Origin of the sequence: Nonomuraea antri, from assembly GCF_013283785.1 — a bacterium.
GTDB lineage: Bacteria > Actinomycetota > Actinomycetes > Streptosporangiales > Streptosporangiaceae > Nonomuraea > Nonomuraea antri.
This window is the reverse complement of the sequence record NZ_JABCPZ010000013.1, coordinates 27,376-47,215: the sequence shown is the minus strand read 5'-3', so window position 1 is coordinate 47,215 and position 19,840 is coordinate 27,376. Positions and strand designations below refer to the sequence as shown.

26 protein-coding genes are annotated in these 19,840 nt (G+C 70.0%); 11 read left to right on the top strand and 15 right to left on the bottom strand.

What is annotated here, in order from left to right; translation table 11 throughout:
* Positions 1 to 124: 124 nt before the first annotated feature.
* From HII36_RS55545 to HII36_RS07055, 5 genes are all read right to left on the bottom strand, one after another.
* A complete protein-coding gene (locus HII36_RS55545; protein WP_217369247.1) occupies positions 125 to 448 on the bottom strand; it encodes a hypothetical protein in 324 nt (107 codons plus the stop codon).
* Positions 403 to 627 carry a class I SAM-dependent methyltransferase gene (locus tag HII36_RS59145; protein WP_407940756.1) on the bottom strand — a complete coding sequence of 75 codons (225 nt, stop codon included), beginning with the start codon at positions 625 to 627 and terminating at the stop codon, positions 403 to 405. Before HII36_RS59145 ends, HII36_RS55545 begins: the two co-directional genes overlap by 46 nt.
* Before the next feature lie 929 nt (positions 628 to 1,556).
* Positions 1,557 to 2,513: an ADP-ribosylglycohydrolase family protein gene (locus tag HII36_RS07065; protein ID WP_217369245.1), complete on the bottom strand. Its 957-nt coding sequence runs from the start codon at positions 2,511 to 2,513 to the stop codon at positions 1,557 to 1,559.
* Positions 2,514 to 2,575: 62 nt separating this feature from the next.
* On the bottom strand, positions 2,576 to 3,382 hold the full coding sequence (locus tag HII36_RS07060) for a S1 RNA-binding domain-containing protein (RefSeq protein ID WP_328807614.1): 807 nt from the start codon (positions 3,380 to 3,382) through the stop codon (positions 2,576 to 2,578).
* Between the two features lie 38 nt (positions 3,383 to 3,420).
* Positions 3,421 to 4,311, bottom strand: coding sequence for an aminoglycoside phosphotransferase family protein (locus tag HII36_RS07055; protein ID WP_173522248.1), 891 nt, complete (start codon positions 4,309 to 4,311; stop codon positions 3,421 to 3,423).
* Between the two features lie 214 nt (positions 4,312 to 4,525).
* Here HII36_RS07055 and HII36_RS07050 point away from each other — a divergent pair, with 214 nt between their 5' ends.
* Together HII36_RS07050 and HII36_RS07045 are read left to right on the top strand one after the other, a co-directional pair.
* Entirely contained in the window at positions 4,526 to 5,956 is a 1,431-nt protein-coding gene (locus tag HII36_RS07050) for a hypothetical protein (RefSeq protein ID WP_173522247.1), read from the top strand.
* A gap of 154 nt (positions 5,957 to 6,110) precedes the next feature.
* Positions 6,111 to 6,575 (top strand): hypothetical protein, encoded by a 465-nt coding sequence (locus tag HII36_RS07045; protein WP_173522246.1) that lies wholly within the window; start codon positions 6,111 to 6,113, stop codon positions 6,573 to 6,575.
* Positions 6,576 to 6,618: 43 nt separating this feature from the next.
* Here HII36_RS07045 and HII36_RS07040 read toward each other — a convergent pair whose 3' ends face one another.
* From HII36_RS07040 to HII36_RS07020, 5 genes are all read right to left on the bottom strand, one after another.
* Positions 6,619 to 6,831 (bottom strand): DUF4279 domain-containing protein, encoded by a 213-nt coding sequence (locus tag HII36_RS07040; RefSeq protein WP_173522245.1) that lies wholly within the window; start codon positions 6,829 to 6,831, stop codon positions 6,619 to 6,621.
* A 31-nt stretch (positions 6,832 to 6,862) separates the two neighbouring features.
* A complete protein-coding gene (locus HII36_RS07035; RefSeq protein WP_173522244.1) occupies positions 6,863 to 7,315 on the bottom strand; it encodes a hypothetical protein in 453 nt (150 codons plus the stop codon).
* Positions 7,316 to 7,547: 232 nt separating this feature from the next.
* Positions 7,548 to 8,021: a GNAT family N-acetyltransferase gene (locus tag HII36_RS07030; RefSeq protein WP_173522243.1), complete on the bottom strand. Its 474-nt coding sequence runs from the start codon at positions 8,019 to 8,021 to the stop codon at positions 7,548 to 7,550.
* A 53-nt stretch (positions 8,022 to 8,074) separates the two neighbouring features.
* Positions 8,075 to 8,500, bottom strand: coding sequence for a hypothetical protein (locus tag HII36_RS07025; protein ID WP_173522242.1), 426 nt, complete (start codon positions 8,498 to 8,500; stop codon positions 8,075 to 8,077).
* A 46-nt stretch (positions 8,501 to 8,546) separates the two neighbouring features.
* Positions 8,547 to 9,023: a YcxB family protein gene (locus tag HII36_RS07020; protein ID WP_173522241.1), complete on the bottom strand. Its 477-nt coding sequence runs from the start codon at positions 9,021 to 9,023 to the stop codon at positions 8,547 to 8,549.
* A gap of 195 nt (positions 9,024 to 9,218) precedes the next feature.
* Here HII36_RS07020 and HII36_RS07015 point away from each other — a divergent pair, with 195 nt between their 5' ends.
* The 6 genes from HII36_RS07015 to HII36_RS06990 are packed head-to-tail and all read left to right on the top strand — an operon-like array spanning position 9,219 to position 13,544.
* Positions 9,219 to 10,070, top strand: a complete 852-nt coding sequence (locus HII36_RS07015) for a DUF72 domain-containing protein (RefSeq protein ID WP_173522240.1) — start codon at positions 9,219 to 9,221, stop codon at positions 10,068 to 10,070.
* A 59-nt stretch (positions 10,071 to 10,129) separates the two neighbouring features.
* Complete coding sequence (locus HII36_RS07010; protein ID WP_173522239.1) at positions 10,130 to 10,774, top strand: TetR/AcrR family transcriptional regulator; 645 nt, start codon at positions 10,130 to 10,132, stop codon at positions 10,772 to 10,774.
* Positions 10,775 to 10,776: 2 nt separating this feature from the next.
* Positions 10,777 to 11,202 (top strand): acyl-CoA thioesterase, encoded by a 426-nt coding sequence (locus tag HII36_RS07005; RefSeq protein ID WP_328807613.1) that lies wholly within the window; start codon positions 10,777 to 10,779, stop codon positions 11,200 to 11,202.
* A 47-nt stretch (positions 11,203 to 11,249) separates the two neighbouring features.
* The gene (locus tag HII36_RS07000) at positions 11,250 to 11,681 is read left to right on the top strand and encodes a hypothetical protein (protein ID WP_173522238.1); all 432 of its coding nucleotides are present in this window, start codon (positions 11,250 to 11,252) and stop codon (positions 11,679 to 11,681) included.
* Between the two features lie 55 nt (positions 11,682 to 11,736).
* Positions 11,737 to 12,915, top strand: coding sequence for a sensor histidine kinase (locus tag HII36_RS06995; RefSeq protein WP_328807612.1), 1,179 nt, complete (start codon positions 11,737 to 11,739; stop codon positions 12,913 to 12,915).
* Entirely contained in the window at positions 12,906 to 13,544 is a 639-nt protein-coding gene (locus tag HII36_RS06990) for a response regulator transcription factor (protein WP_328807611.1), read from the top strand. The genes HII36_RS06995 and HII36_RS06990 overlap by 10 nt, the downstream gene beginning before the upstream one ends.
* A 28-nt stretch (positions 13,545 to 13,572) precedes the next feature.
* Here HII36_RS06990 and HII36_RS06985 read toward each other — a convergent pair whose 3' ends face one another.
* Positions 13,573 to 14,004 (bottom strand): VOC family protein, encoded by a 432-nt coding sequence (locus tag HII36_RS06985; RefSeq protein WP_173522237.1) that lies wholly within the window; start codon positions 14,002 to 14,004, stop codon positions 13,573 to 13,575.
* Between the two features lie 30 nt (positions 14,005 to 14,034).
* On the opposite strand from HII36_RS06985, the gene HII36_RS06980 reads away from it, so the two are divergent.
* Entirely contained in the window at positions 14,035 to 14,832 is a 798-nt protein-coding gene (locus tag HII36_RS06980) for an MBL fold metallo-hydrolase (protein ID WP_173522236.1), read from the top strand.
* 5 nt (positions 14,833 to 14,837) lie between these two features.
* Here the strand turns inward: HII36_RS06980 and HII36_RS06975 are convergent, their stop codons facing one another.
* Positions 14,838 to 16,184: a sensor histidine kinase gene (locus HII36_RS06975; RefSeq protein WP_173522235.1), complete on the bottom strand. Its 1,347-nt coding sequence runs from the start codon at positions 16,182 to 16,184 to the stop codon at positions 14,838 to 14,840.
* Positions 16,181 to 16,852 carry a response regulator transcription factor gene (locus HII36_RS06970; RefSeq protein ID WP_173522234.1) on the bottom strand — a complete coding sequence of 224 codons (672 nt, stop codon included), beginning with the start codon at positions 16,850 to 16,852 and terminating at the stop codon, positions 16,181 to 16,183. The genes HII36_RS06975 and HII36_RS06970 overlap by 4 nt, the downstream gene beginning before the upstream one ends.
* Before the next feature lie 129 nt (positions 16,853 to 16,981).
* On the opposite strand from HII36_RS06970, the gene HII36_RS06965 reads away from it, so the two are divergent.
* Positions 16,982 to 17,386: a hypothetical protein gene (locus HII36_RS06965; RefSeq protein ID WP_173522233.1), complete on the top strand. Its 405-nt coding sequence runs from the start codon at positions 16,982 to 16,984 to the stop codon at positions 17,384 to 17,386.
* Positions 17,387 to 17,436: 50 nt separating this feature from the next.
* On the opposite strand, the gene HII36_RS06960 is transcribed toward HII36_RS06965, so the two are convergent.
* Both HII36_RS06960 and HII36_RS06955 read right to left on the bottom strand, forming a co-directional pair.
* On the bottom strand, positions 17,437 to 18,513 hold the full coding sequence (locus tag HII36_RS06960; RefSeq protein ID WP_173522232.1) for a hypothetical protein: 1,077 nt from the start codon (positions 18,511 to 18,513) through the stop codon (positions 17,437 to 17,439).
* Positions 18,514 to 18,614: 101 nt separating this feature from the next.
* Positions 18,615 to 19,088 carry a YtxH domain-containing protein gene (locus tag HII36_RS06955; protein WP_173522231.1) on the bottom strand — a complete coding sequence of 158 codons (474 nt, stop codon included), beginning with the start codon at positions 19,086 to 19,088 and terminating at the stop codon, positions 18,615 to 18,617.
* 185 nt (positions 19,089 to 19,273) lie between these two features.
* Here HII36_RS06955 and HII36_RS06950 point away from each other — a divergent pair, with 185 nt between their 5' ends.
* Positions 19,274 to 19,810: a peptidylprolyl isomerase gene (locus tag HII36_RS06950; protein ID WP_173522230.1), complete on the top strand. Its 537-nt coding sequence runs from the start codon at positions 19,274 to 19,276 to the stop codon at positions 19,808 to 19,810.
* The last annotated feature ends 30 nt before the right edge of the window (positions 19,811 to 19,840 follow it).

Genomic DNA, 19,840 nt, shown 5'->3' with positions numbered 1-19,840 from the left:
CGGCCCCTTCCATACGCTGTCAGCGACATCGGCCACGAAGGCCGTGGCCGGCTTCGTCGGCTTGCTGATGGCATGCTCGGCTGGGCGGGTATTGAAGGGGAACGGTGGGGCGGGGCTCGGCGGGTCACTGTTTATGGGCCAGTAGTTGCACTGCTCGGGCTTCATGCCCGTTCATCGTGACCACAGAGATTTCGCGCTCTTCCATGAGGGTGAAGGCGGGCAGGAGGGCGTGCAGATCGGCTAGGTCATGGTGTCGGACCACCGCGCCGTCGTCGGTGGCGAATACTCCGTACGGCGTCTTGAGCTGCTGGGCATAGGCGGCGTAGCGGGTTTGGTTTCGCTCGTCGTCCTCCAGCAGGATGTCGCTGATGTAAAGGAGCCCGCCTGGTGTCAGGATTCGGGCTACTTCTGCGATGAGTGCCCGCTGTTCGTCGTGTCTGGGATGCACGTCAGTACCGCGAAGAGCAGTACGACATCGAAGCTCGTCGGCGGGTACGGCAGGCTCGGCGGAGACTCCAGGACCGCCAGGCGTAGGTCAGGGTGCAATTGGCGGCCTCGCGAAATCAGAGCGGGAGACAGGTCAACTCCGGAGACATCGGAGAAGCCGTGTTCACGCAACTCGGCCATGACACGGCCGTACCCGCAGCCGTAATCCAGGATTCGAGCCTGCCGGCTCACGGTCGCCAGCCAGGCGAGATTCACGGGGTGGGTGAATGTCTTCGCGGCACCGGCGGTGTCCCAGTAGGCGATTTGTCGACCAAGATCCACCATGGTGGCACAGTACCTGAGTGTCCGTCTGAACAGCGGCCTGCTCGCCGGCCATTGGCGACAGGCCATTTCGTGGGATGCCACTGTTGAGACCGGGCGCGCGCCAAAATTTCCGCTGCCAAGGAGTGAATCGGCATGGGCGCTTAGGTCTGCGAACCTTTCGACAATGACTCGGCTGCGGACGGATATGGTCCGGCAGGCGAGTTGGCGTGGATCTGGCATGCTGTGCTCATGAATCCAGGTAGAAAGGGAGATGCCGCGTAGGCGGCCGTCTCAGCTCCGGGTTGCCGGCCGTTCCTCGCGGAGACGGTCGGGCGAGGCTTCTGCGCCTGGGCTTGCGCGTGGCTCCAGCGCGCTCGCGGCCGCAGTCGCTCGTTTGGAACGTGAGCGTCTTTGGCCGGGTGCGGTGGCGCAAGCTCTTCGGGAATGGACGCGGATAGCTCATCGTCCCGGCCTTGTGCTTTCTGGAGGTTGTGGCTGCCCGTTGTGCAACCCCTTCTACGGAACCGAGGAACGCGCGGTTCTTGAGCTCGCTCTCCATGCCTTGCCTTCGCGAGTGGCGCGTGAGCTGCGTCATTTGGTTGAGCCGCTTGATGAGCTTTATGTCGCGGGCAGTTGGCCTGATCCGTTCGCATCGCCGGATGAGGGGTGGTGGGCGGGGCGATGCTGAGGTTAATGGGGATCAGAAGGTTTGAGTGTCGTCGGCGCGCCGGGCCTGTCGGTGAGCCGTAGGGGGTGTGGCTGGTGTTGCGTGCGATACGCGGGCGCGGTCAGGTCGGGCCTCGGCGTCAACTCCCCGTATTCGGGCGTTCTGCGAGGCCGCGGGCGAGGTCGAGCAGGTGGGGCAGGCGCAAGGTTCGGCCGCCGCTTCCGGGTAGCGGAACGTGCAGGGGTTCGGTCCAGCGGGCTGGTATCGCTGCCGGCCCGTGGACGGCTCCGGCCAGGGCGCCGGTGACCGCGGCGACGGTGTCGGTGTCGCCGCCCAGGTCGATTGCGGCGCGGATGGCGTCCTCGAAGTTGCGGGTGGTGCGCAGGGCCCAGACGGCTGAGCCGAGACAGGGCCAGACGGCGCCGTTGAACTCGGTGGCGTGGTCGGGATGCCAGTCGGTCGCGAGGACGGCAGCGTAGCGCTGACGATGCTCGGGCTGGACGGCATCGAGGGTGCGCGGGAGTTCCGCCAAGGGATCCGCGCCGTACAGGGTGACGCGAATCAGGTCGTGGAAGATCGCGGCGCCTTCCCAGGCCGCCGGGTCGCCGTGGGTGAGGGCGGCGATGCGCCGGGCGGCGTCCATGGTGGCCTGGCGGCCGTCGCGGGCGAAGTACACCGCCGACGTGGTGGCGCGCATCAGGGCGCCGTTGCCTGCCGCCCGATGACTGCTCCGGTAGTGGGCGGTGGCGGCCTGGTCCCAGGGCAGTCCTCGGGTCAGGACGTCCTCGGTCTGCAAGCCGATGTCCTTGGGGTCGTCGGACGCCCATCGCTGGAAGCGGGTGAAGATGTCCGGCAGGTTCAGGCCGCCATGCTCCAGCAGCGACTCGGCCAGGTGAACGGCCATCTGCGTGTCATCGGTGGCCTCGCCCGCGTCCCAGCCGCCGCCACCGCTCATTTCGCCGCCGGCGCCGGGCGTCGGGAAGCGGGCGGAGAACGCTCCCGCCGGGCCGAACTCGAATGGGGCGCCCAGCGCGTCGCCCACCGCCGAGCCGACCACCGCGCCCATGGCCCGCCGTACATCTTCACGCGCTTCCAACGATGGGCGTCCCACTGCTTGACCGGGTTCCATCCGTGGAGAAGCCCGGGGCAGTCGCCGCATCAGCGGGAGAGGAGTAGGCGGCGGCGAGTGCGGTCCAGGTCGATGAGGCGGACGTGGACGTGGTCGCCGACCTGGACGGCTTCGACGGGAGTGGGGGCGAGTTCGTCCGAAGGGAGGAGGCCCTCGATGCCGTCCGCGACTCTGACGAAGACGCCGAAGGGGACGACCTTGGTCACCGTGCCGAGGAATTCTTGCCCTTCGCGGGTCACGTCGGCGAACTCCTGGAAAGGGTCGGGCTGAAGGGCACGAAGGGAGAGCCTGGCTTCGCCCTGGGTGGTGTCGAAGCAGAGAACTGAGCCGGTGACCCGTTGGCCTGTTTCGACGATTTCCGAGGCGTCGGCGAAATGTCGCCAGGACAGTTCGGGGATCGTGATGAAGCCCACTCCCGGATAGATGGGGTGTGGAGGACCGTCGTCCAGGGCTACGAATACGCCGAAGCGTTGTACGTCCGCTATTTCGCCGCCGATCACCTCGCCTGGGCGGAGTGCCTTCAGGAATGCCCAGAGTTCGGGGTTCTCTGTCGCGGCCAGGGACAGTCTGATCCTTGGAGGTTGCTCTTCGACGGCGATCACTTCTGCGGTGATGCGGCGGCCGATTCGAATGATGTCCTCCGGCCGGTGACGCCAGGAGACGTCCAGGAGGCCGATGCTCGCCGAAATCCGGCTCAGGGGGTCGTCGAGTCGTACTACGGCGGAGTGAGTGCGGTCCAGTTCCGTGATCGTGCCTGAGACGATGTCGCCGAGTTGAACTGCCGCCGAAATTCCTGATGCGTGTTGTTCGTTTGTCGGCCCGTTCACACTGCTCACCTTGTCACGATTGTGCCAGGAGCGCGGTTGCTGCTGGTTCAGCCGATCAGGGCCTCGGTGATCTGGCGGGTGGTCTGGGCGGCGACCCTCGGGTTGACGGCGGCATAGGCGGTATAGGCGTTCAGGCCGGTGGCCAGGGCCCAGCCGCGACCTCGGGTCCAGGTGGCGTCGTCGACGTCGAGTGCGGCGCGGAAGGCGGCCCGGGTTTCGGCCGTCATCAGGGTGAAGGCGATGGTCAGGTCGCAGGCCGGGTCGCCGATGCCGAGCCCGCCGAAGTCGATGACCGCGCTGAGACGGCCGTCGACGGTCAGCAGGTTGCCGGTGTGGAAATCCCCGTGGAACCAGACCGGGGGACGATCCCAGCCAGGGGCCGCCAGGGCCGCGTTCCACAGTTCGGTCATGGCGGCAGCGTCGAACACGTCCCCGACCTGCGCGATTGCGGCTCGGGTCGCGCGATCCCGGTCCGCCAACGGCCGGCCTTCGAGATCGTCTCGGGATTCCAGCGGCCGGACGTCGAACCGTTGCAGGGCGGCCAGGAACTCCGCCAGCTCGACGGCGGCCTCGGACGAGCCGGCCAGCGCCTCGACGGTCGCCACCTCGCCCGCCAGCCAGCGCGACACGGCCCACCGCCACGGATAGCCGAACCCGGGCTCACCCACCGCCACGGGCACCGGGACGGCCAGAGGCAGTCGCGGGGCGAGCCGGGGCAGCCATTCGAGCTCTTTGTCCGCCTGCCCGATGGCGTCGGCGTGGCGGGGCAGCCGGACGGACAACTCCTCGCCCAGCCGGTAGATCACATGGTCGGAGCCGGCCGGATCGAGCAGTCGCAGGGGCAGCGCGGCCCACTGCGGGAACTGCGCCTCGACCAGCCTCCTGACCAGCGCGGTGTTGATCGTGGGGCGGACGTCCGCGGTTCCCGAGGTGGCCAAGAGCCGCAACTCCTCTGATCGGCCCACTCCGGACGGCGGGCGGCCGAACCATCACAGTGCATCGTGCGCTCGTCTGTCGACCCGATTTCCCCCGGAACGGGACGAGGTCGCACGGTTCGTCCCGTCCAATGACAGGCAGGGGCCGACTGCACCAGGATGGGACGGCGAAACGGCCACCACTCGGCGACCTTCAGGCGGGCGGACCACCTTGTACGTGATCTATCGATCGTGGAACCAGGGGATACTGGGCAAATCGGTTCGCCATGTGGCCGAGCCGACGGTATTGGGCTGGGTGCGCCAGGTCTGGGACGACGCCTGCGCCCACGATACCTACCAGTGGCTCATCCGCGAGCTCGGCACGAACGTCTACGGCCTGGACGAACTCTTCACGACCGAGAGCCCGGCCCCGGAGACCGTCCAGGACCTGCGCACTCTGGCCAGAACCCGGCTCCCGGAGGCCTACCAGTGCAACGTCGACGAGCACAGCATCCGCGTCCTCGCCAACGGGCTCGACCACGACGTGGCCTACTACCTGGTGGACGACGCCGCCGTCGCGGCGAACCCCGAACGGTGGTCCTTCGCCGTACACGACGGGCCATTACCCCAGGCTCCCGCCGTACACGACGGGCCGAGCGGCGGCGCCACGGCGTTCACCGCACCGGTCGCGCTCACCGAGCTGAACGCCGCGGGGAAAGCGCCGGCAGGGGACGGGACGGTGTACGCCGTCCTGCTCACCTGCAAGGCGAAGCACGACAGCATCGGCTGGAACCCCACCTACGCGCTACCCGGCGTACGGCTCCCCCGCTTCGGAGCGGCACTCCGCGACCTGGAGACCGACAGCGGCGAATGGCCTCTGGAGCTGGGGGTGCTGCGCGCGATGGTCGCACCCGGCGAGGACGACATCGCCGCCGCGCTCGAGCGATGCAACCGCTGGCCCGAATACACCTGGATCTCGGGGGACGAGCCGCGCGCGCCCGGCTCCCACACGGAAGCACTACGTCTCCTGGACGCCACCCCGCCCGCCCCGGAACGTCACCGCGAACGCACCGTCATCCAGACCGGCGAGCACGTGGCCCAGATGTTCATCCACGACGGCTACGACCACTTCGAGCAGTGGTTCTTCTTCGACGACCGATGGGCCGCCGCCCACCCGGACCTGGCCGCGTCGCTGATGTGGTTCGCCTACCACTGGGATCCGCTCTGCTCCCGCCACCACCTGCTGCTGACCCCGTGCTCGGACAACCGGTTCCGGTACGTCGCCGTGATCGGGGACGACGGCGTGCCACACGTACGACAGGCCCGGCCCGACGACGAGCCACGCATCCGGGACCTGCGCCGATGGTCCTATCAGAAGCGACCACCGGGCGAGGTGACGCCCGGTGAGGTGCTCGGCACGGTGGAAATCCAGCTTCACCAGCCGTCGCCTGAAACGTGCAAGTTCACCGATTTCCGGATCACCGGCACCCGTCATGCCCAGGCCGTCGCCGTGGCGCTCGGCCGGCACGTCCGCCAGGAGCTCAGGGCCGCGGGCATCACGCGCACCACCGGCCGGCTGCCCGAGGCCTACAGCCACCGGCACAGTCCTCGCTTCCTGCGCACGGTCGGCCGGCTCGACGACGGGAACCAGGTCCTGCTCATCGGGTGAGAAGCGGTCCGGTGGGCGGGTGACCGCTGCCCGCGGTCCGTGCAGCGTGCTGGTGGTGCGGGGCTGCTCACCGACGCGCGTCCAGGCGCGGGGACGGTGGCGAGTTGCGCCGAGAACACCCGGGCGGCGGGCCGGGTGCGCGATCATGAGATGCATGGCGTTACTACGGTTGCTGGCGATCGGCCTGATCGGCGGGGTGCTGGCGGTGCCGCCGCTGTGGAGGCCGCGTGGTGACGGGTTCGAGCACGGCGCGCTGGGCGCGCTGATCGGGTTGGAGCTCGGGCAGCTCGTGACCGTCCCGCTCGGGTTCGTGGTCGGACTCGCCCTGGCGATCGCGAAGGTATGGACGCGTGCTCCCGGCTACATCCTCGGCACGATCACTACCGTGTTCGGGCTGACCGTCATCGTCCTGGCCTGGACCACGGTGGGCTGGGTCGACGGTGAGGCGACCGGGCTGGGCGACACGGACGCGGAGTTCGCAGCGGCGTTCCTGGCCTTCTTCTCCGGGGCGGGCACGGCCCTCGTCGGCTTCGCCATCGTCCTGCTGCGGTGGGCCGGTTACGACTCACAGGCCTTCCCCGTCCGTCGGCGAGGTCAGGCCGCAGGTCATTCCGCCTGACCGGACGGGACGGGGACCGTCGCGAACCCCTCGGCCAGCTGGATCATGGAGGAGACGGCCACCGACTCGGGAAAGTCGCAAGATCCGAGTCCAGCCTCCACTCGTGCTGTGACGGGATCAGGCGTCCGTCCCGCTTGCCGCGCCGCGACTGCTTCACTTCGGTTTCCGTCGGTTCGACACGCAGGTGCCGGGTGATCTGCTCGGGCGTCAGGTCCGCTGAGTGGATCACGAAATAGACCGGTTGGTCGACGATCACGCGCGACAGCGTAGCCTCGTCCGCGCGCGAATCATCGGCTCACCGGTCTCGTCGCGGTCGCGTACGACCGGGTCATCTCCAGGGACAGTGCGATCACCAGGATCCCCAGGACACCGTGGTACCACTGCCAGCCCACGCCCAGGCCGACGAAACCGTCCAGGATCATGATGCCCGCGCCGCCGCCCACGGCCAGCAGCATCACGGTCAGGACGAACAGCATCAACATCCTGGGCACTCGGCGTCCCAGCGTCGTCACTGTGGCGATGGCGACGATCGCGGCGAGCACGCCGGTCGCGGACGCGAACCACTGGGCGATGGCGGCGTCCATGAAGTAGCTTTGCGCCTCGGCGGCGTGGACGGGCGGGCCGCCGGGGAACCCGAGCCTGGACTGCATGGCGAAGGCGGCCTTCCCCGCGGCGTAGCCGAGGAGCAGCGCCGCCACCGCATAAGCCGGCCACCTGCGCGGACGATCAGAACCAACCATGACGTCGACCGTAGGGTGCGCATCTCGGGGGCGACTCCCTACGGCGAGCGAGTCGCCTCCCCTGGACGGGGGAGAAGCCCCTGCCGCCGCGCGAACGACCGAGGCCCTGGCGGCAAGACCGGTCGGCCGCGGCACCTGGCTGATCCAGCCGGAAGACGTGCGCGGCAGACCCAGTCGGCCGAGGTCCCTGGCGGATCCAACTGGCCGACGTGCTGTTCGCCGGGGCCCGCCGTTACGCCAGGTCGGGCAGGGCCAGGACGCCGACCGTCTCGCCCTCGCTGGTCTCACCCGTGAGCTGGAACCCCAGCCTCCGATAAAAGCCCACCGGCCCGTCCTCGCCCGGTTCCCAGGTGACGTACAGCTGCGTCCCGCCGCGCCGCCTCAGCTCGGCGGCCACCGCGTCGACGGCGAAGCGGCCGATGCCGCGTCCCTGCGCCTCGGGCGACACGTTGAGACGCCACAGGCCGGACCGGAAATCGACGCCCTTGCCGTCCCAGTCGATGTCGAAGAACGCCATCACGAAGCCGACCGCCTTGTCGCCGTCGAGTATGAGGCGCGGCCAGGCCACCTGCGGATACACGTACGCCTCGGCCAGCGACTTCGCCACCGGCGCGACCAGGCGCTCCTGATCGGGGCGGACCTTGATCGCGAGGGCGGTCTCGATGTTGGCGGGCGTGACGGGCGCGAGGCGGAGGGTCTTCGACATGCGAGAACCCTACGGGCCGGACATGAGCACGGACGCCCCATTTTCTGAGCCCTTCAGCGCGGTTCCCGTGCGAGCGAATCGACGAACGCCTCGGCCTCGGACAGGCCCAGATCCTCGGTGATCCGGGTCAGGAAGACGGCTTCCTTGCGGTTGCCGGCCGCGAGCAGTTCGCGAACCCGGTCGGCGAGGTCGCCGTCCCAGGCCATCGGGAAGTCCGGAAGCACCTCACCCGCCCGCAGCGCCTGCGCCACCGCGACCGCGGTGCGCCGCGGCACCTGCGACTCCTTCCTGATCAGCCGGACGGCGTCGGCGAACCGGCCCGCCTCGATGAGATCGTGGGCCCGGACCTGGACGCCGATGGGCGTGATGAACCCCAGATCGACGTGAACCCGGCCCACCCGGCGACGCCTGACCCCGACCCCGACGATGGCGATGAGCAGGATGACGAGGAACGTCTCACCCGGAGTCATGCCGAACATGCGGTGATCGTAGAGACGGTCACCGACAGTTCGAGGCAGACGCGTCTCAGGCCGCCCCGACCTGACGTGCCGCGATGAAGCGGTCGAGTTCGGCCTGCTGCTCGGGGTCGAACGCACGCCGAGGCAGGAACCCCGCACACTGCTTGCCGACGAACAGCAGCCAGAACTCCGGCGCGCTCACGACCTGGCTGAACAGCGACCACCGCATCGTCGTGGTCGACTGCTCGGTCCGGCACTCGTACCCGTCGCCGGTCACGTGGAGCGTGGTGGGCACGCACAGGTAGGCGAGCTGCCGCCGGGCGGTACGGCGGATCGACAGGTTGAGCACGAACGGGAACAGGACGGCGGCGACGAACGACCCGATCGCCACCCCGCGCGACCCGACCACCACACAGACCACCCCCAGCAGGACCAGCGCGGCGGGCGCGGCCAGGTAGCCGAGCCTGAGCTGCCGCCGCAGGCCCTGCTGCAGCGCCCGGGCCACTTCGTCGGGGCTGGGGTGGTAGGTGACGGTGAAGTCCATGGTGCCGACCATGATCGAGGGAAGCGGCCGACGTGGCAAACGGGACCGCCCTGGCAAACGACCTGACAAACGGGACCGCCCTGGCAACGACCCGACAAACGGGACCGCCCTGGCAAACGACCCGACAAACAGGACCGCCCTGGCAAACGACCCGACGAACAGAGCCGGCGTTCCGGCCTTGGTAGCGTCGAACGTATGCGGCTTCATGTGGGATGCGCGATGTGGAACCACACCCCCTGGCAGGGCCGGTTCCTGCCGCACCCCCTCCCACCCGGCGAACGCCTGCGCGCCTACTCCACCTGGTGCAACGCGGTCGAGGGCAACACCACGTTCTACGCGACCCCGGCCAGGTCCACCGTCGAGTCGTGGGCCGCGCAGACCGATCCGAGCTTCCGATTCGTCGTCAAGCTGCCCAAACCCATCACCCACGAACGCCGCCTGACCGGCGCGGACGAGGAGCTGCGCGCGTTCCTGGACACGATGGAACCGCTGGGCCCGCGGGTGCACGCCTACTGGATCCAGTTGCCCGGCTCGTTCGGCCCGGGCGATCTGGGCACGCTCGCCGCGTTCCTGCGCCGGCTGCCGACCGACCACCGGTACGCGGTCGAGGTGCGGCACCGCGCGTTCTTCGAAGACGAACGGTCGATACGCCTGCTGGAGCAGGTGCTCTCCCCGGTGGACGCCGAGTGGGTGCCGTTCGACACGGTCACGCTGTTCCAGAGCCCGCCCACCAGCGACGCCGAGCGCGACGCCTGGACCAAGAAGCCGCGCGTGCCCCGCCGGTCGGCGGCGCTCACCGACCGTCCCATCGTGCGTTATCTCGGCAGGGACGCCACGGACCGCACGGTCGAGGGCTGGCAGCACTGGGTCGGTACGGTGGCCGGCTGGCTGCGTGAAGGCCGGTCGCCGACGGTGTTCGTCCACACCCCGGACAACGCCGACGCGCTGTCGCTCGCCCGCCGGTTCCACGACGAGGTCCGCGCCCGGGTGCCGGAGGTGGAGCCGCTGCCCGAGCCGATGCCGTCGGAGCCGCTGACCCTCTTCTGAGAAACCTCGCTTCTAGATAATCTAAAAGAACGATCGGTCGTTAAGGTAAGGTGTCGTCCATGACCGACACCAAAGAGGACGGTCGCCGGGCCCGCGGCCAGCGCAGCCGGGAGGCCATCCTGGCCCAGGCGGTCTCGCTGGCCTCCGTCCACGGCCTGGACGGCCTGACCCTGGGCGCGCTGGCAACCGCCACCGGCGTGAGCAAGTCCGGATTCTTCGCCCACTGGCGTGACAAGGAGCAGCTCCAGCTCGACGCCATCGAGTGGGCCGCCCGCCAGTTCGTCGACGAGGTCGTCCAGCCGGCGATGCAGGCGCCCAAGGGCGTGCGCAGGCTGCTGGCGCTGCACGAGTCGCGCCTGCGCTTCTACGCCGACGGCGTACTGCCCGGCGGGTGCTTCTTCTTCGCCGCCCAGGTCGAGTTCGACGACCGCCCCGGCAGCGTCAAGGAACGGATCGGGCAGGCGCTGGCCGACTGGCTCGCGCTCATCGCCCGCCTCGCCGACGAGGCCGTGGAACTTGGCGAGCTGCCGCAGGGCACCGACTCCGCGCAGCTCGCGTACGAGATCGACGCGCTCGGCGAGACCGCGATCACCCACACCCGGCTGCTCGACCGGCCCGAGGCCGCCTACCAGCGGGCCCGCCGCGCGGTGCTGAGCCGCCTGCGCGCACTGACCACCGACCCCGCGCTCCTCCCGGAGGACTGAACGTGACCCAGAGCCGCACCGTCCAGATCCACTTCGACGACCTCGACGCGATGGGCCTGCTGCACAACTCGCGTTACGCCCTGCTCGTCGAGCGCGCCATCTCCGCGTTCTGGACGGACGCCGGATGGAACTTCGACCCCGCCGTCTCCCGCTTCAAGGACATCTACCTGGCCGTACGCGAATTCAAGATCACGTACAACGCGCCCATCGTGGGAGCGGGCGAGGTCGTGGTCGAGTTCTGGATGGACCGGATGGGACGCACCAGCGGCGTGTACGGCTTCCGCGTCATGTCCGCCGACCGGTCGATCGTGCACGCCGACGGCTACCGGGTGAACGTCAACCTCGACCCTGCCACCTTCCGCCCGACCCCGTTCAGCGAGGAGATCCGGATCGCCGCCGAACCGCTGATGGTCCCCGTCCCGACCTGAGCCGCACGAGCGCGTGCAGGGCCGCGCCGCCGGGTAGGAACACCCGCGTGAGCATCGGAAGCCGGAAGACTGCCTTACCGGACGGCGGCGGGCCTTACGTGCGGTTCCAGGTGCGCTACTACGGGCGGCTCGGGGTGCCTGTCGGCATCTTCGCCGCCTGCCATCACCTGCGCATGGGCGGCCGTCTCACGCCCGCCGACGATCGGCTCTTCGCCGACGTCGACAACTGGTTCATCGCGCGGCTGCCGTACCCGCCCTACTACGCCGACGGGAACACGATCGGCGCCGTGCCGTGGTTCAAGCCCGCGGCCGCGTCCCTCATGGTCGCGCTGGCGCCGCTGGAGAGCCTGCTGCGCCGCTACGGCATCCCGTACGACGTCGTGCGCTCCGACGACCCGGGGACCCTCGTCTACGAGGACGACTTCCAGATCGGGGTCCTGCCCCACGTCAGGCGAGCCGGCCCCCGGCGGGCCGGGTGAGAGGTAGTCCTGGCGCTACTGCTCACCCCGCCGACCGGGGGATACCGTTCACCACGTGCTCAACGGGACGGCCCTGGAAGCCCTGACAAGACGCCCGCTGCCCTTCCTCCGGTCGGCCTGGCCCTGGCGTTCGCTGGCGTACCTGCTGGCCAGCCTGCTCCCCGGAGCGGCCGTGGCGCTGGTCGTCGCAGGGTCGCTCGCCCTCGCGGAGGCGGTGGGTGGGACGCTGCCGCGGCAGGTCATCGCGGCGTTCGCCGGGTTCGCGGTGCTCGTGCCCGTCGTGCCGCTGGTCGCCTGGTTCGAGCGGCGGCGGCTCGCGCTGGTCGACGCCGGGCCGCCGCCCGCCGGTGGGCGCGTCAGGGAGGCGGGGCTGGCGCTGGTCACCGTGCTCGCGCTGTGGTGGATCGACCTGCTGATGGTCGGGGTCGCCGTCGGCGGTCCGCTGGTGCTGATGTCGTCGCCGGTGGTCCAGCCGGAGGCCACGCCCGGGGTCGCGGCCGTGGCGGTCGTGGCGGGGGCGCTGCTGACGCCGGTGGCGGCGTACACGGTCACCGCGTGGGCGGGGGCGCGCGGCGTCATGGTGCGGGCGCTGCTCGACTCGCCGGACGCGCGCCTCGGCGCGGTGGTGCGCTCGCGGGCGCGCCTGGTGGACGCCTACGAGCTGGAGCGCCGCAGGATCGAGCGCGACCTGCACGACGGCGCGCAGCAGCGGCTGGTGTCGCTGTCGGTGACGCTCGGCCTGGCCGGTCTCGACCTGCCTGAGGACTCGCCCGCGGGCCGGTTGGTGCGCCAGGCGCACGGCGAGGCCAAGCAGGCGCTGGCCGAGCTGCGCGAGCTGATCAGAGGGGTGCACTCGCCGGTGCTCACCGACCGGGGCCTGGTGGCGGCCGTGCGGGACGTGGCCGGCCGCTCCCCGGTCCCCATCGACCTCGACCTGGACGACCTGGGCAGACTCCCCGCCCCCGTCGAGGTCACCGCGTACTACGTGGTCAGCGAGGCGCTGACGAACCTGGCCAAGCACAGCCTGGCCACCCGGGGCACGATCGCGGGCCGGCTGACCGGCGACACGCTGGTCCTGGAGATACGCGACGACGGCCGGGGCGGCGCCGACCCGGACCAGGGCACGGGACTGACCGGGCTGGCCGACCGGCTGGAGGTGGTGGGCGGAAGACTGTCGGTGTCCAGCCCGATCGGCGGGCCGACCTCGATCCGAGTGGAGATCCCGTGCGCATAGTGATCGCCGAGGACGCGGTGCTGCTCCGCGAGGGGCTGGCCGGGCTGCTCGAACGCTTCGGCCACACCGTCGTCGCCGCGGTCGGCGACGCGCCCGCGCTGCTCGCCGCCGTGGCCGAGCACCGGCCCGACGCCGTGGTGACCGACGTGCGCATGCCGCCCGGCTTCGCCGACGAGGGCCTGCGCGCGGCGCTCGACCTGCGCAGGGAGCGGCCTGATCTGGCGGTGCTGGTGCTCAGCCAGTACGTGGAGCAGACGTACGCCGCCGAACTCCTCGAATCCGGCGAAGGTCGGGGAATCGGATACCTGCTCAAGGACAGGATCGGCGACGTGCGTGAGTTCGTCGACGCGCTCGACCGGGTGGCGGCGGGCGGCACGGTGGTCGACCCCGAGGTGGTGCGGCAGTTGCTGCGGCGGCGGCGCGACCCGCTGCACCGGCTGACGCCGCGCGAGCTGGAGGTGCTGGGGCTGATCGCCGAAGGACGCTCGAACGCCTCGATCGCCCGCGAGCTGGTCGTCACCGAGGCGGCGGTGGCCAAGCACATCGCGAACATCTTCGCCAAGCTGGACCTGCCGCCCGCCGCGGACGGCCACCGCCGGGTGCTGGCCGTCCTGGCCTACCTCACCTGAAGGCCCGCCGAGCCACCCCCGGCGCGGATCAGGAGATGCACAGCTCGTTGCCCTCGGGGTCGGCGATGGTGATCCACCAGTTCGGCCCCTGCTGCCCGCGATGCAGCACCGTGGCCCCCTTCTCGGTGAGCCTGGCGACCTCGGACTCGATGTTGTCGGCCCCCGCCCTGACGTCCAGATGCACCCGGTTCTTCACCGTCTTGGATTCGGGCACGAGCTGGAACAACACCCGCGGCGCCCGTTCGAGCCCGTCCGGGTGCCTGATGGCGGCGCCCGCCTTCCACACCAGCGCGCCGTGGTGCGTGGTGGTGTCGTCGTCGGACGCGTAGCCCTTCTCGATCATGCTGCGGATGAACGCCTCGTCCTGGGGCTCCACGTTCCACCCCAGCAGATCCGCCCACCAGTCGGCCAGCGCGTGCGGCTCACTCGCGTCGATCACGACTTGGAAGTCATATGCCATGCACTGATCATAAAAGTATGCTTCTCCGGCATGGGGGAACGGTGGCAGGAGATCGGTGACCGCGTGTACGTCCGACGTCACCGGTCCTTCGACATGAACGTGGGCCTGGTCGTGGGCGACGATCACTGCCTGGTGCTCGACACGCGCGTCTCGCACCGGGAGGCCGCCGACCTCGTCGACGCGATCAGGACGATCACCGGCAACCCGTGGACGGTCGTCAACAGCCACGCCCACTTCGACCACTACTTCGGCAACGCGCTCTTCCTCCCGGCCGAGATCTGGGGCCACGTCAGGTGCGCCGAGGAGATCGAACGCGACGGCGAGAGCCACCGGGCCGGCGTCATCGCCCGGCTGCCTGAGGAGCGGCGCGCGGAGATCGAAGAGGTGCGGCTCGTCGCGCCCGACCACACGTTCACCGGCTCGGCCACGCTCGACATCGGCGGCAGAATCGTCCACCTGCGGCATTTCGGGCTCGGGCACAGCAGCAACGACATCGTCGTGCACGTGCCGGACGCCGGGGTGGTGTTCGCGGGCGACCTGGTCGAGGAGGGCGCGCCGCCGGCGTTCGGCGACTCCTACCCGCTCGACTGGCCGGGCACGGTCGCGGCGATGCTGGCCGCGCTGCCCGAGCCGGTGTTCGTCCCCGGGCACGGCGCGGTGGTGGACCGCGCGTTCGTGGAGCGGCAGCACGCCGAGCTCGACCTGGTGGCCGAGCTGGCCAGGCACGCGCACGTGGCCGGTCTGCGCGACCTGATCGGCCGCTTCCCCTACGAGGAGGACGTGACGCGGCAGGCCATCGAACGCGCCTTCATGCAACTCGACGCCTGACCCCGCTACCCGGCTCCCACCGCGCCCTTCAACGGGAAACGGGCGACGAAGGCGCCGCCGGCGTAGGTGAGCGTGCCGCCGTGCAGCGTGGCGATGTCCCTGGCGATCGGCAGGCCGAGCCCGGCGCCGCCGGCGTCCCTGGCGCGGGCCTCATCCAGCCTGGTGAAGCGGTCGAACACGGACTCGCGGTGCTCGGCCGGGATGCCGGGGCCGTCGTCACGCACCTCCAGCACCGCCTGGCCGTCCTCGGCGCGGACCCGCACCTCGACCGTCGTTGCGGCGTGCCGCACCGCGTTGTCGGCCAGGTTGGTCACCAGCCGGTCGAGGTGCGCGCGCGAGCCGTCGACCACCACGTCGGGCTCGACGTCGAGCTCCAGACGCACCTCGGGACGCCGATCCGCGCGCAGCGACTGCTCGGCGGCCACCTGGCCCAGGTCCAGCTCGGCGGTGCGCAGCGGCTCGCCCGCGTCGAGCTTGGCCAGCATCAGCAGGTCGGCGGCCAGGGACTGCAGGCGTTCGACGTCGGCCAGCGCCTCGGCGGTCAGCTCGCTCGGCGCGGCCAGCTCCAGCCGGGCCCGCAGGGTGGCGATCGGGCTGCGCAGCTCGTGCGCGGCGTCGGCGACGAACCGTTTGTGCGTCTCCACCGCCGTCTCCAGCCGGTCCAGCGTGCTGTTCACGGTCGTGGCCAGTGCCGCGATCTCGTCCTTCGAGCGCGGTACGGGCACGCGCTGATGCAGGTCACGCGCGGTGATGTCGGCGACCTTGGCCCTGATCGCGGCCACCGGGGCCAGCGCGCGTCCCACCGAGAGCCACGTCATGGCGGCCACGACCAGCAGCAACGCGGGCACGCCTGGCAGCAGCGCGCCGTTGAGCGTGCGCAGCGCGTCCTCGGCGGTGGCCAGCGAGGCCCTGGCCACCAGCATGCCGTGCTTGCCCGCGGCGGTGGTGACGGGCAGGCCCGCGACCGCGTAGTCGCCGGTCGGGGCCCACTCGACGGCCGCGGCGGGCTGCGCGCTGGTCACCCGGACGTCCGGGTCGGAGACCGGCTCGGCCTCCTTCAACTGCACCAGGCCGACCCGCATCGGGGCGACCGTGATGGTCTCGGCGACCGCGAGCTGCCCGGTGAGGTCCACCGAGTCCGGCGTGGTGGAGATCACCTCGGCGGCCTCGGCGAGCGGCACGGCGGCGACCGCGCGTCTGGCCGCCTCCTGGTAGGCGCTGGCGCGCAGGCTGCCGCCCAGCGACACCACCAGCACCAGCGCCGCCACGCCCAGGGCCGCGGCCACCACCAGCGTCGCCGCGATCGTGGCCCGCAGTCGCACCGAGGAGAGTCCGTCATGCCACGCGTTCACGCCGCCTCCAACCGGTAGCCGGCCCCGCGGACCGTGACGAGCGTCGTCCGGCCGAACGGGACGTCGATCTTCCTGCGCAGCGCGCTGATGTAGACCTCGACGATGTTCGGGTCGCCGTCGTAGGAGAAGTCCCAGGCCTGGGCCAGCAGGTCGCTCTTGGAGACCACCTCGCCGGCCCGCCGGGCCAGCCCGTGCAGCACCGCGAACTCCTTGGGCGTCAACGCGATCTCCACCTCGCCCCTGCGGCACCTCAGCCCGGCCGGGTCGATGACCAGGTCACCGACCGTGATCGAGACCGGCCGTTCCCGCCCGCCGCGCCGCACCAGGGCCCGCAGGCGGGCCAGCAGCACCACGTACGAGAACGGCTTGGCCAGGTAGTCGTCCGCGCCGGTGTCGAGTGCCTCGGCCTCGTCGTAGACGCCGTCCTTGGCGGTGAGCATCATGATGGGCGTCCAGTCGCCGGCCTCGCGCAGCCGCGAGCAGATGGCGTAGCCGTTCATGCGCGGCAGCATCACGTCCAGGACGATCACGTCGTAGGCGTTCTCGGTGGCCATCCAGAGCCCGTCGCGCCCGTCGTAGGCCACGTCGACCGCGAACCCCTCGCCGGTCAGCCCGCCTTTGATCAGGTCGGCCAGCCGTTGTTCGTCCTCAACCAGTAGCACTCGCACACCGACCAGGGTGCCGCAGCGCACCTAAAGCCAACCTGAAGATCATTTCGGCTGTGTTCAGCCTCGCTTCAGGTACGCCGGGCCAGCCTGTGCAGCGTCAGATCGTTCGCTCTACGACGAGGAGATCCCATGTTCAAGCGACGTCTCGCGGTGCTCGGCGCGGTCGGCGTGCTCGCGTTGTCCGTGCTCGGCGGCTCGGCCCTGGCCGACGACGCCCCGCCCGCGAACGAGACCAAGGTCACCTGCACCACCGCCGACGGCAAGGTCGTCGAGTTCAAGGCGATCAAGGCGGCCGAGCTGGTCGCGGCGCCGCAGCCCGGCCAGGAGGGCACGGTGACGACCGTGAACCCCGACGTCAAGGTGGACGAGACGGTCGAGCGGGCGCCCTTCGAGGCCACCGAGATGGTGCCGGCCCAGCCCGCGGTTCCCGCCCAGCCGCTGAACGACGCGTCGGCCCCGCCGATGGACCTCACCCTGCCGGACGGCGCGGCCGGCGAGATCAAGGCCGTCACGATCGCCTGCAAGGCGGGATGACGCGGAGGTCCCGCCGCACGACCGGGGCGTGCCGGCGGGACCACGGGTGATCATTCGGGGAACGACGGATGCGGGCCCAGCGCCCAGTACTCGTAGAGACCGTGGCCGACGAGCCCGTCGTATTCGAAGCGTCCGACGGCGTCGACCAGTCCCCACATCCTGGCCGCGTCGTCGGGCAGCCGGTACGTCACGCCCTGCACCACCGGCCCGGGCCCCTGGTACATGCCGTGCTTCCACTCGGGCTCCAGCCCGTACCCGGTGCCCACCATGAGGTGCACCGGCAGCACCGGCGTGCACCGCACGTCGAACGGCTTGCCACCGGGCGGCGCGAACGTGATCGTGGCCGACACCACGTCACGGGTGCCCGGCGCGTAGACCGGGTGGTACTCGGGCCGGCCGAGGTATTCCTCGTCCCGGCCGTCCGACCAGACCCTGACCGCCTCCTCCAGCACCCGCCGCCCCCGCTCGTCCTCCTGGACGATGCACAGGATCGCGTGGTCGGCGAAGCGCATCGGCGCGTACAGCCAGTAGAACGTCCCGGCGTTCTTGACCTGGATGCCCGGCGGCTCGGGCTCGCCGACCGGGCGCACGCCCCAGGACCTGTCGCGAGTGCCCAGCCACTCGTCCGGGGTGACCGCGATCTCCTCCGACCCGACCGCGATGGTGCCCGACCAGCTTCCGGTCTGCGCCAGCCGCATCGAGTCGAACATGACGCGCTCCTGCCAGCGCACGTAGTGCCGTGGTTCGAGCGTCGCCGGGATCGTCCCCTCCCAGGTGAGGTCGAAGGCCAGGCCATGCTCATTCGGCTCGAGCACCACGCGCAGCCGCTTGAGCCCTTCGATGACCTCCACCCGGAAGGGGCCGATCCCGGTGTTCATCCGGTCGCCGCCCAGCTCGCGCGACGCCCGTACCACCCGGTGCAGATCACGGTGCCTGACCAGCGCGAACGCGTCGGTGACCCCGAGGTTCGGATACTGGCCGAGCCCCATGATCAGCATGAGGTCGTCGGTGCCCTTGTGGCAGTTGAAGTAGTACCGGTCGTAGAAGTTCCTGTCGGAGGTGACCGGGTGCCGCATGACCTCGGCCGTCTGGTGCACGGGGAAGTCGTCGAGGGGTGACAGCGTCATGCAGCGGTTGTAGCAAGCGCTTGGTTACAGGTCAACCATGGCCGTGAACGTGGAACGCGCCCCGGAGCCGAAGCTCGGGGGCGCGTTCACGGCGGTGAGAACTAGGAAAACTTGCGAGACGTCTCGTCCGCCTGGTCGGACACCCTGGCCGCCATCCGGTCGGTGGACTCGGCGGTCCTGTCGGCCTTCTCGCTGACCCAGCGTGATGCATCTGAGGCGGAGTCCTTCATGTGCTCGGTCCACTGCTGGGCATTGCGGCGATAGAACATGTAGCCGACGGTTCCCACCGCGAGACCGGTCAGCAGAATCATGACCGGCCACCGGCGCGAACGCGTCGGCTTGGGGTCGATCCTCCGTGCCGCCTGGGTCAGCATGGCGCTGACCTTGGGGGCTACCTGGTCTTCGAACATGTGTGCGGTGGACTCCAACCGCGGTGCCGCCCAGTAGCGGGCATCCTCGATGCGCTGGTTCGCGACCACCCGCGCCTGATCAGCCATCGGCTGGATCTGGCGACCGGTTTTCACGGCCTGGGCCTTCATTCGGCCCATCCACGTGGTGGGCACATCGATGACCACGCGGCGTCTTCTCAGTGTCAGGGACACGACAACCTCCCCTGTCGTTGGGGCCCCGAGCCTGACCTTCCCTGGACAAGGCGGCTCAATCATGGCGAGCCGTGGGAGGATGGCCCTGAAGGCCCAACGGCCATAGTCCTCAAAACATCACAAAACCAACCCGGTGCATAGAGGGGGGCAGCTGTCTCGTGGCTGAGAAGCTGATCGCAAACCTGCAGACGAATCACGGCAATATCAAGGTAGAACTCTTCCCGAACCAGGCGCCGAAGACGGTCAAGAACTTCGTGGAGCTCGCCGAGGGCACCCGCGAATGGACCCACCCGGCCGACGGTGACAAGCGGACCGACCGCTACTACGACAACACGATCTTCCACCGGGTGATCTCCGGCTTCATGATCCAGGGCGGCGACCCGCTGGGTCAGGGCGTCGGTGGCCCCGGCTACGAGTTCGACGACGAGATCCACCCGGACCTCTACTTCAACCGCCCGTACCTGCTGGCCATGGCCAACGCGGGCGTCAGGTTCGGCAAGGGCACCAACGGCTCGCAGTTCTTCATCACCGTGGTCCCGACGCCGCACCTCAACGGCAAGCACACCATCTTCGGCGAGGTCATCGAGGGCCAGGCGGTCGTCGACGCGATCGCCAAGGTCCCCACCGACCGCCGCGACCGCCCGTCCGCGGACGTCGTCCTGCAGTCGGTGACGATCGAGCGCGTGCAGGCCTGATCCAGGCCCGCAGGGCTCCCGCGAGGGACG

Coding starts and splice junctions, on each gene's coding strand:
- HII36_RS59145 (WP_407940756.1), bottom strand. CDS start 627: ATGGCCGAGTTGCGTGAACACGGCTTCTCCGATGTCTCCGGAGTTGAC.
- HII36_RS07045 (WP_173522246.1), top strand. CDS start 6,111: ATGGCGTTACTACGGTTGCTGGCGATCGGCCTGATCGGCGGGGTGCTG.
- HII36_RS07035 (WP_173522244.1), bottom strand. CDS start 7,315: ATGGTTGGTTCTGATCGTCCGCGCAGGTGGCCGGCTTATGCGGTGGCG.
- HII36_RS07030 (WP_173522243.1), bottom strand. CDS start 8,021: ATGTCGAAGACCCTCCGCCTCGCGCCCGTCACGCCCGCCAACATCGAG.
- HII36_RS07025 (WP_173522242.1), bottom strand. CDS start 8,500: ATGTTCGGCATGACTCCGGGTGAGACGTTCCTCGTCATCCTGCTCATC.
- HII36_RS07020 (WP_173522241.1), bottom strand. CDS start 9,023: ATGGACTTCACCGTCACCTACCACCCCAGCCCCGACGAAGTGGCCCGG.
- HII36_RS07015 (WP_173522240.1), top strand. CDS start 9,219: ATGCGGCTTCATGTGGGATGCGCGATGTGGAACCACACCCCCTGGCAG.
- HII36_RS07010 (WP_173522239.1), top strand. CDS start 10,130: ATGACCGACACCAAAGAGGACGGTCGCCGGGCCCGCGGCCAGCGCAGC.
- HII36_RS06985 (WP_173522237.1), bottom strand. CDS start 14,004: ATGGCATATGACTTCCAAGTCGTGATCGACGCGAGTGAGCCGCACGCG.
- HII36_RS06980 (WP_173522236.1), top strand. CDS start 14,035: ATGGGGGAACGGTGGCAGGAGATCGGTGACCGCGTGTACGTCCGACGT.
- HII36_RS06965 (WP_173522233.1), top strand. CDS start 16,982: ATGTTCAAGCGACGTCTCGCGGTGCTCGGCGCGGTCGGCGTGCTCGCG.
- HII36_RS06960 (WP_173522232.1), bottom strand. CDS start 18,513: ATGACGCTGTCACCCCTCGACGACTTCCCCGTGCACCAGACGGCCGAG.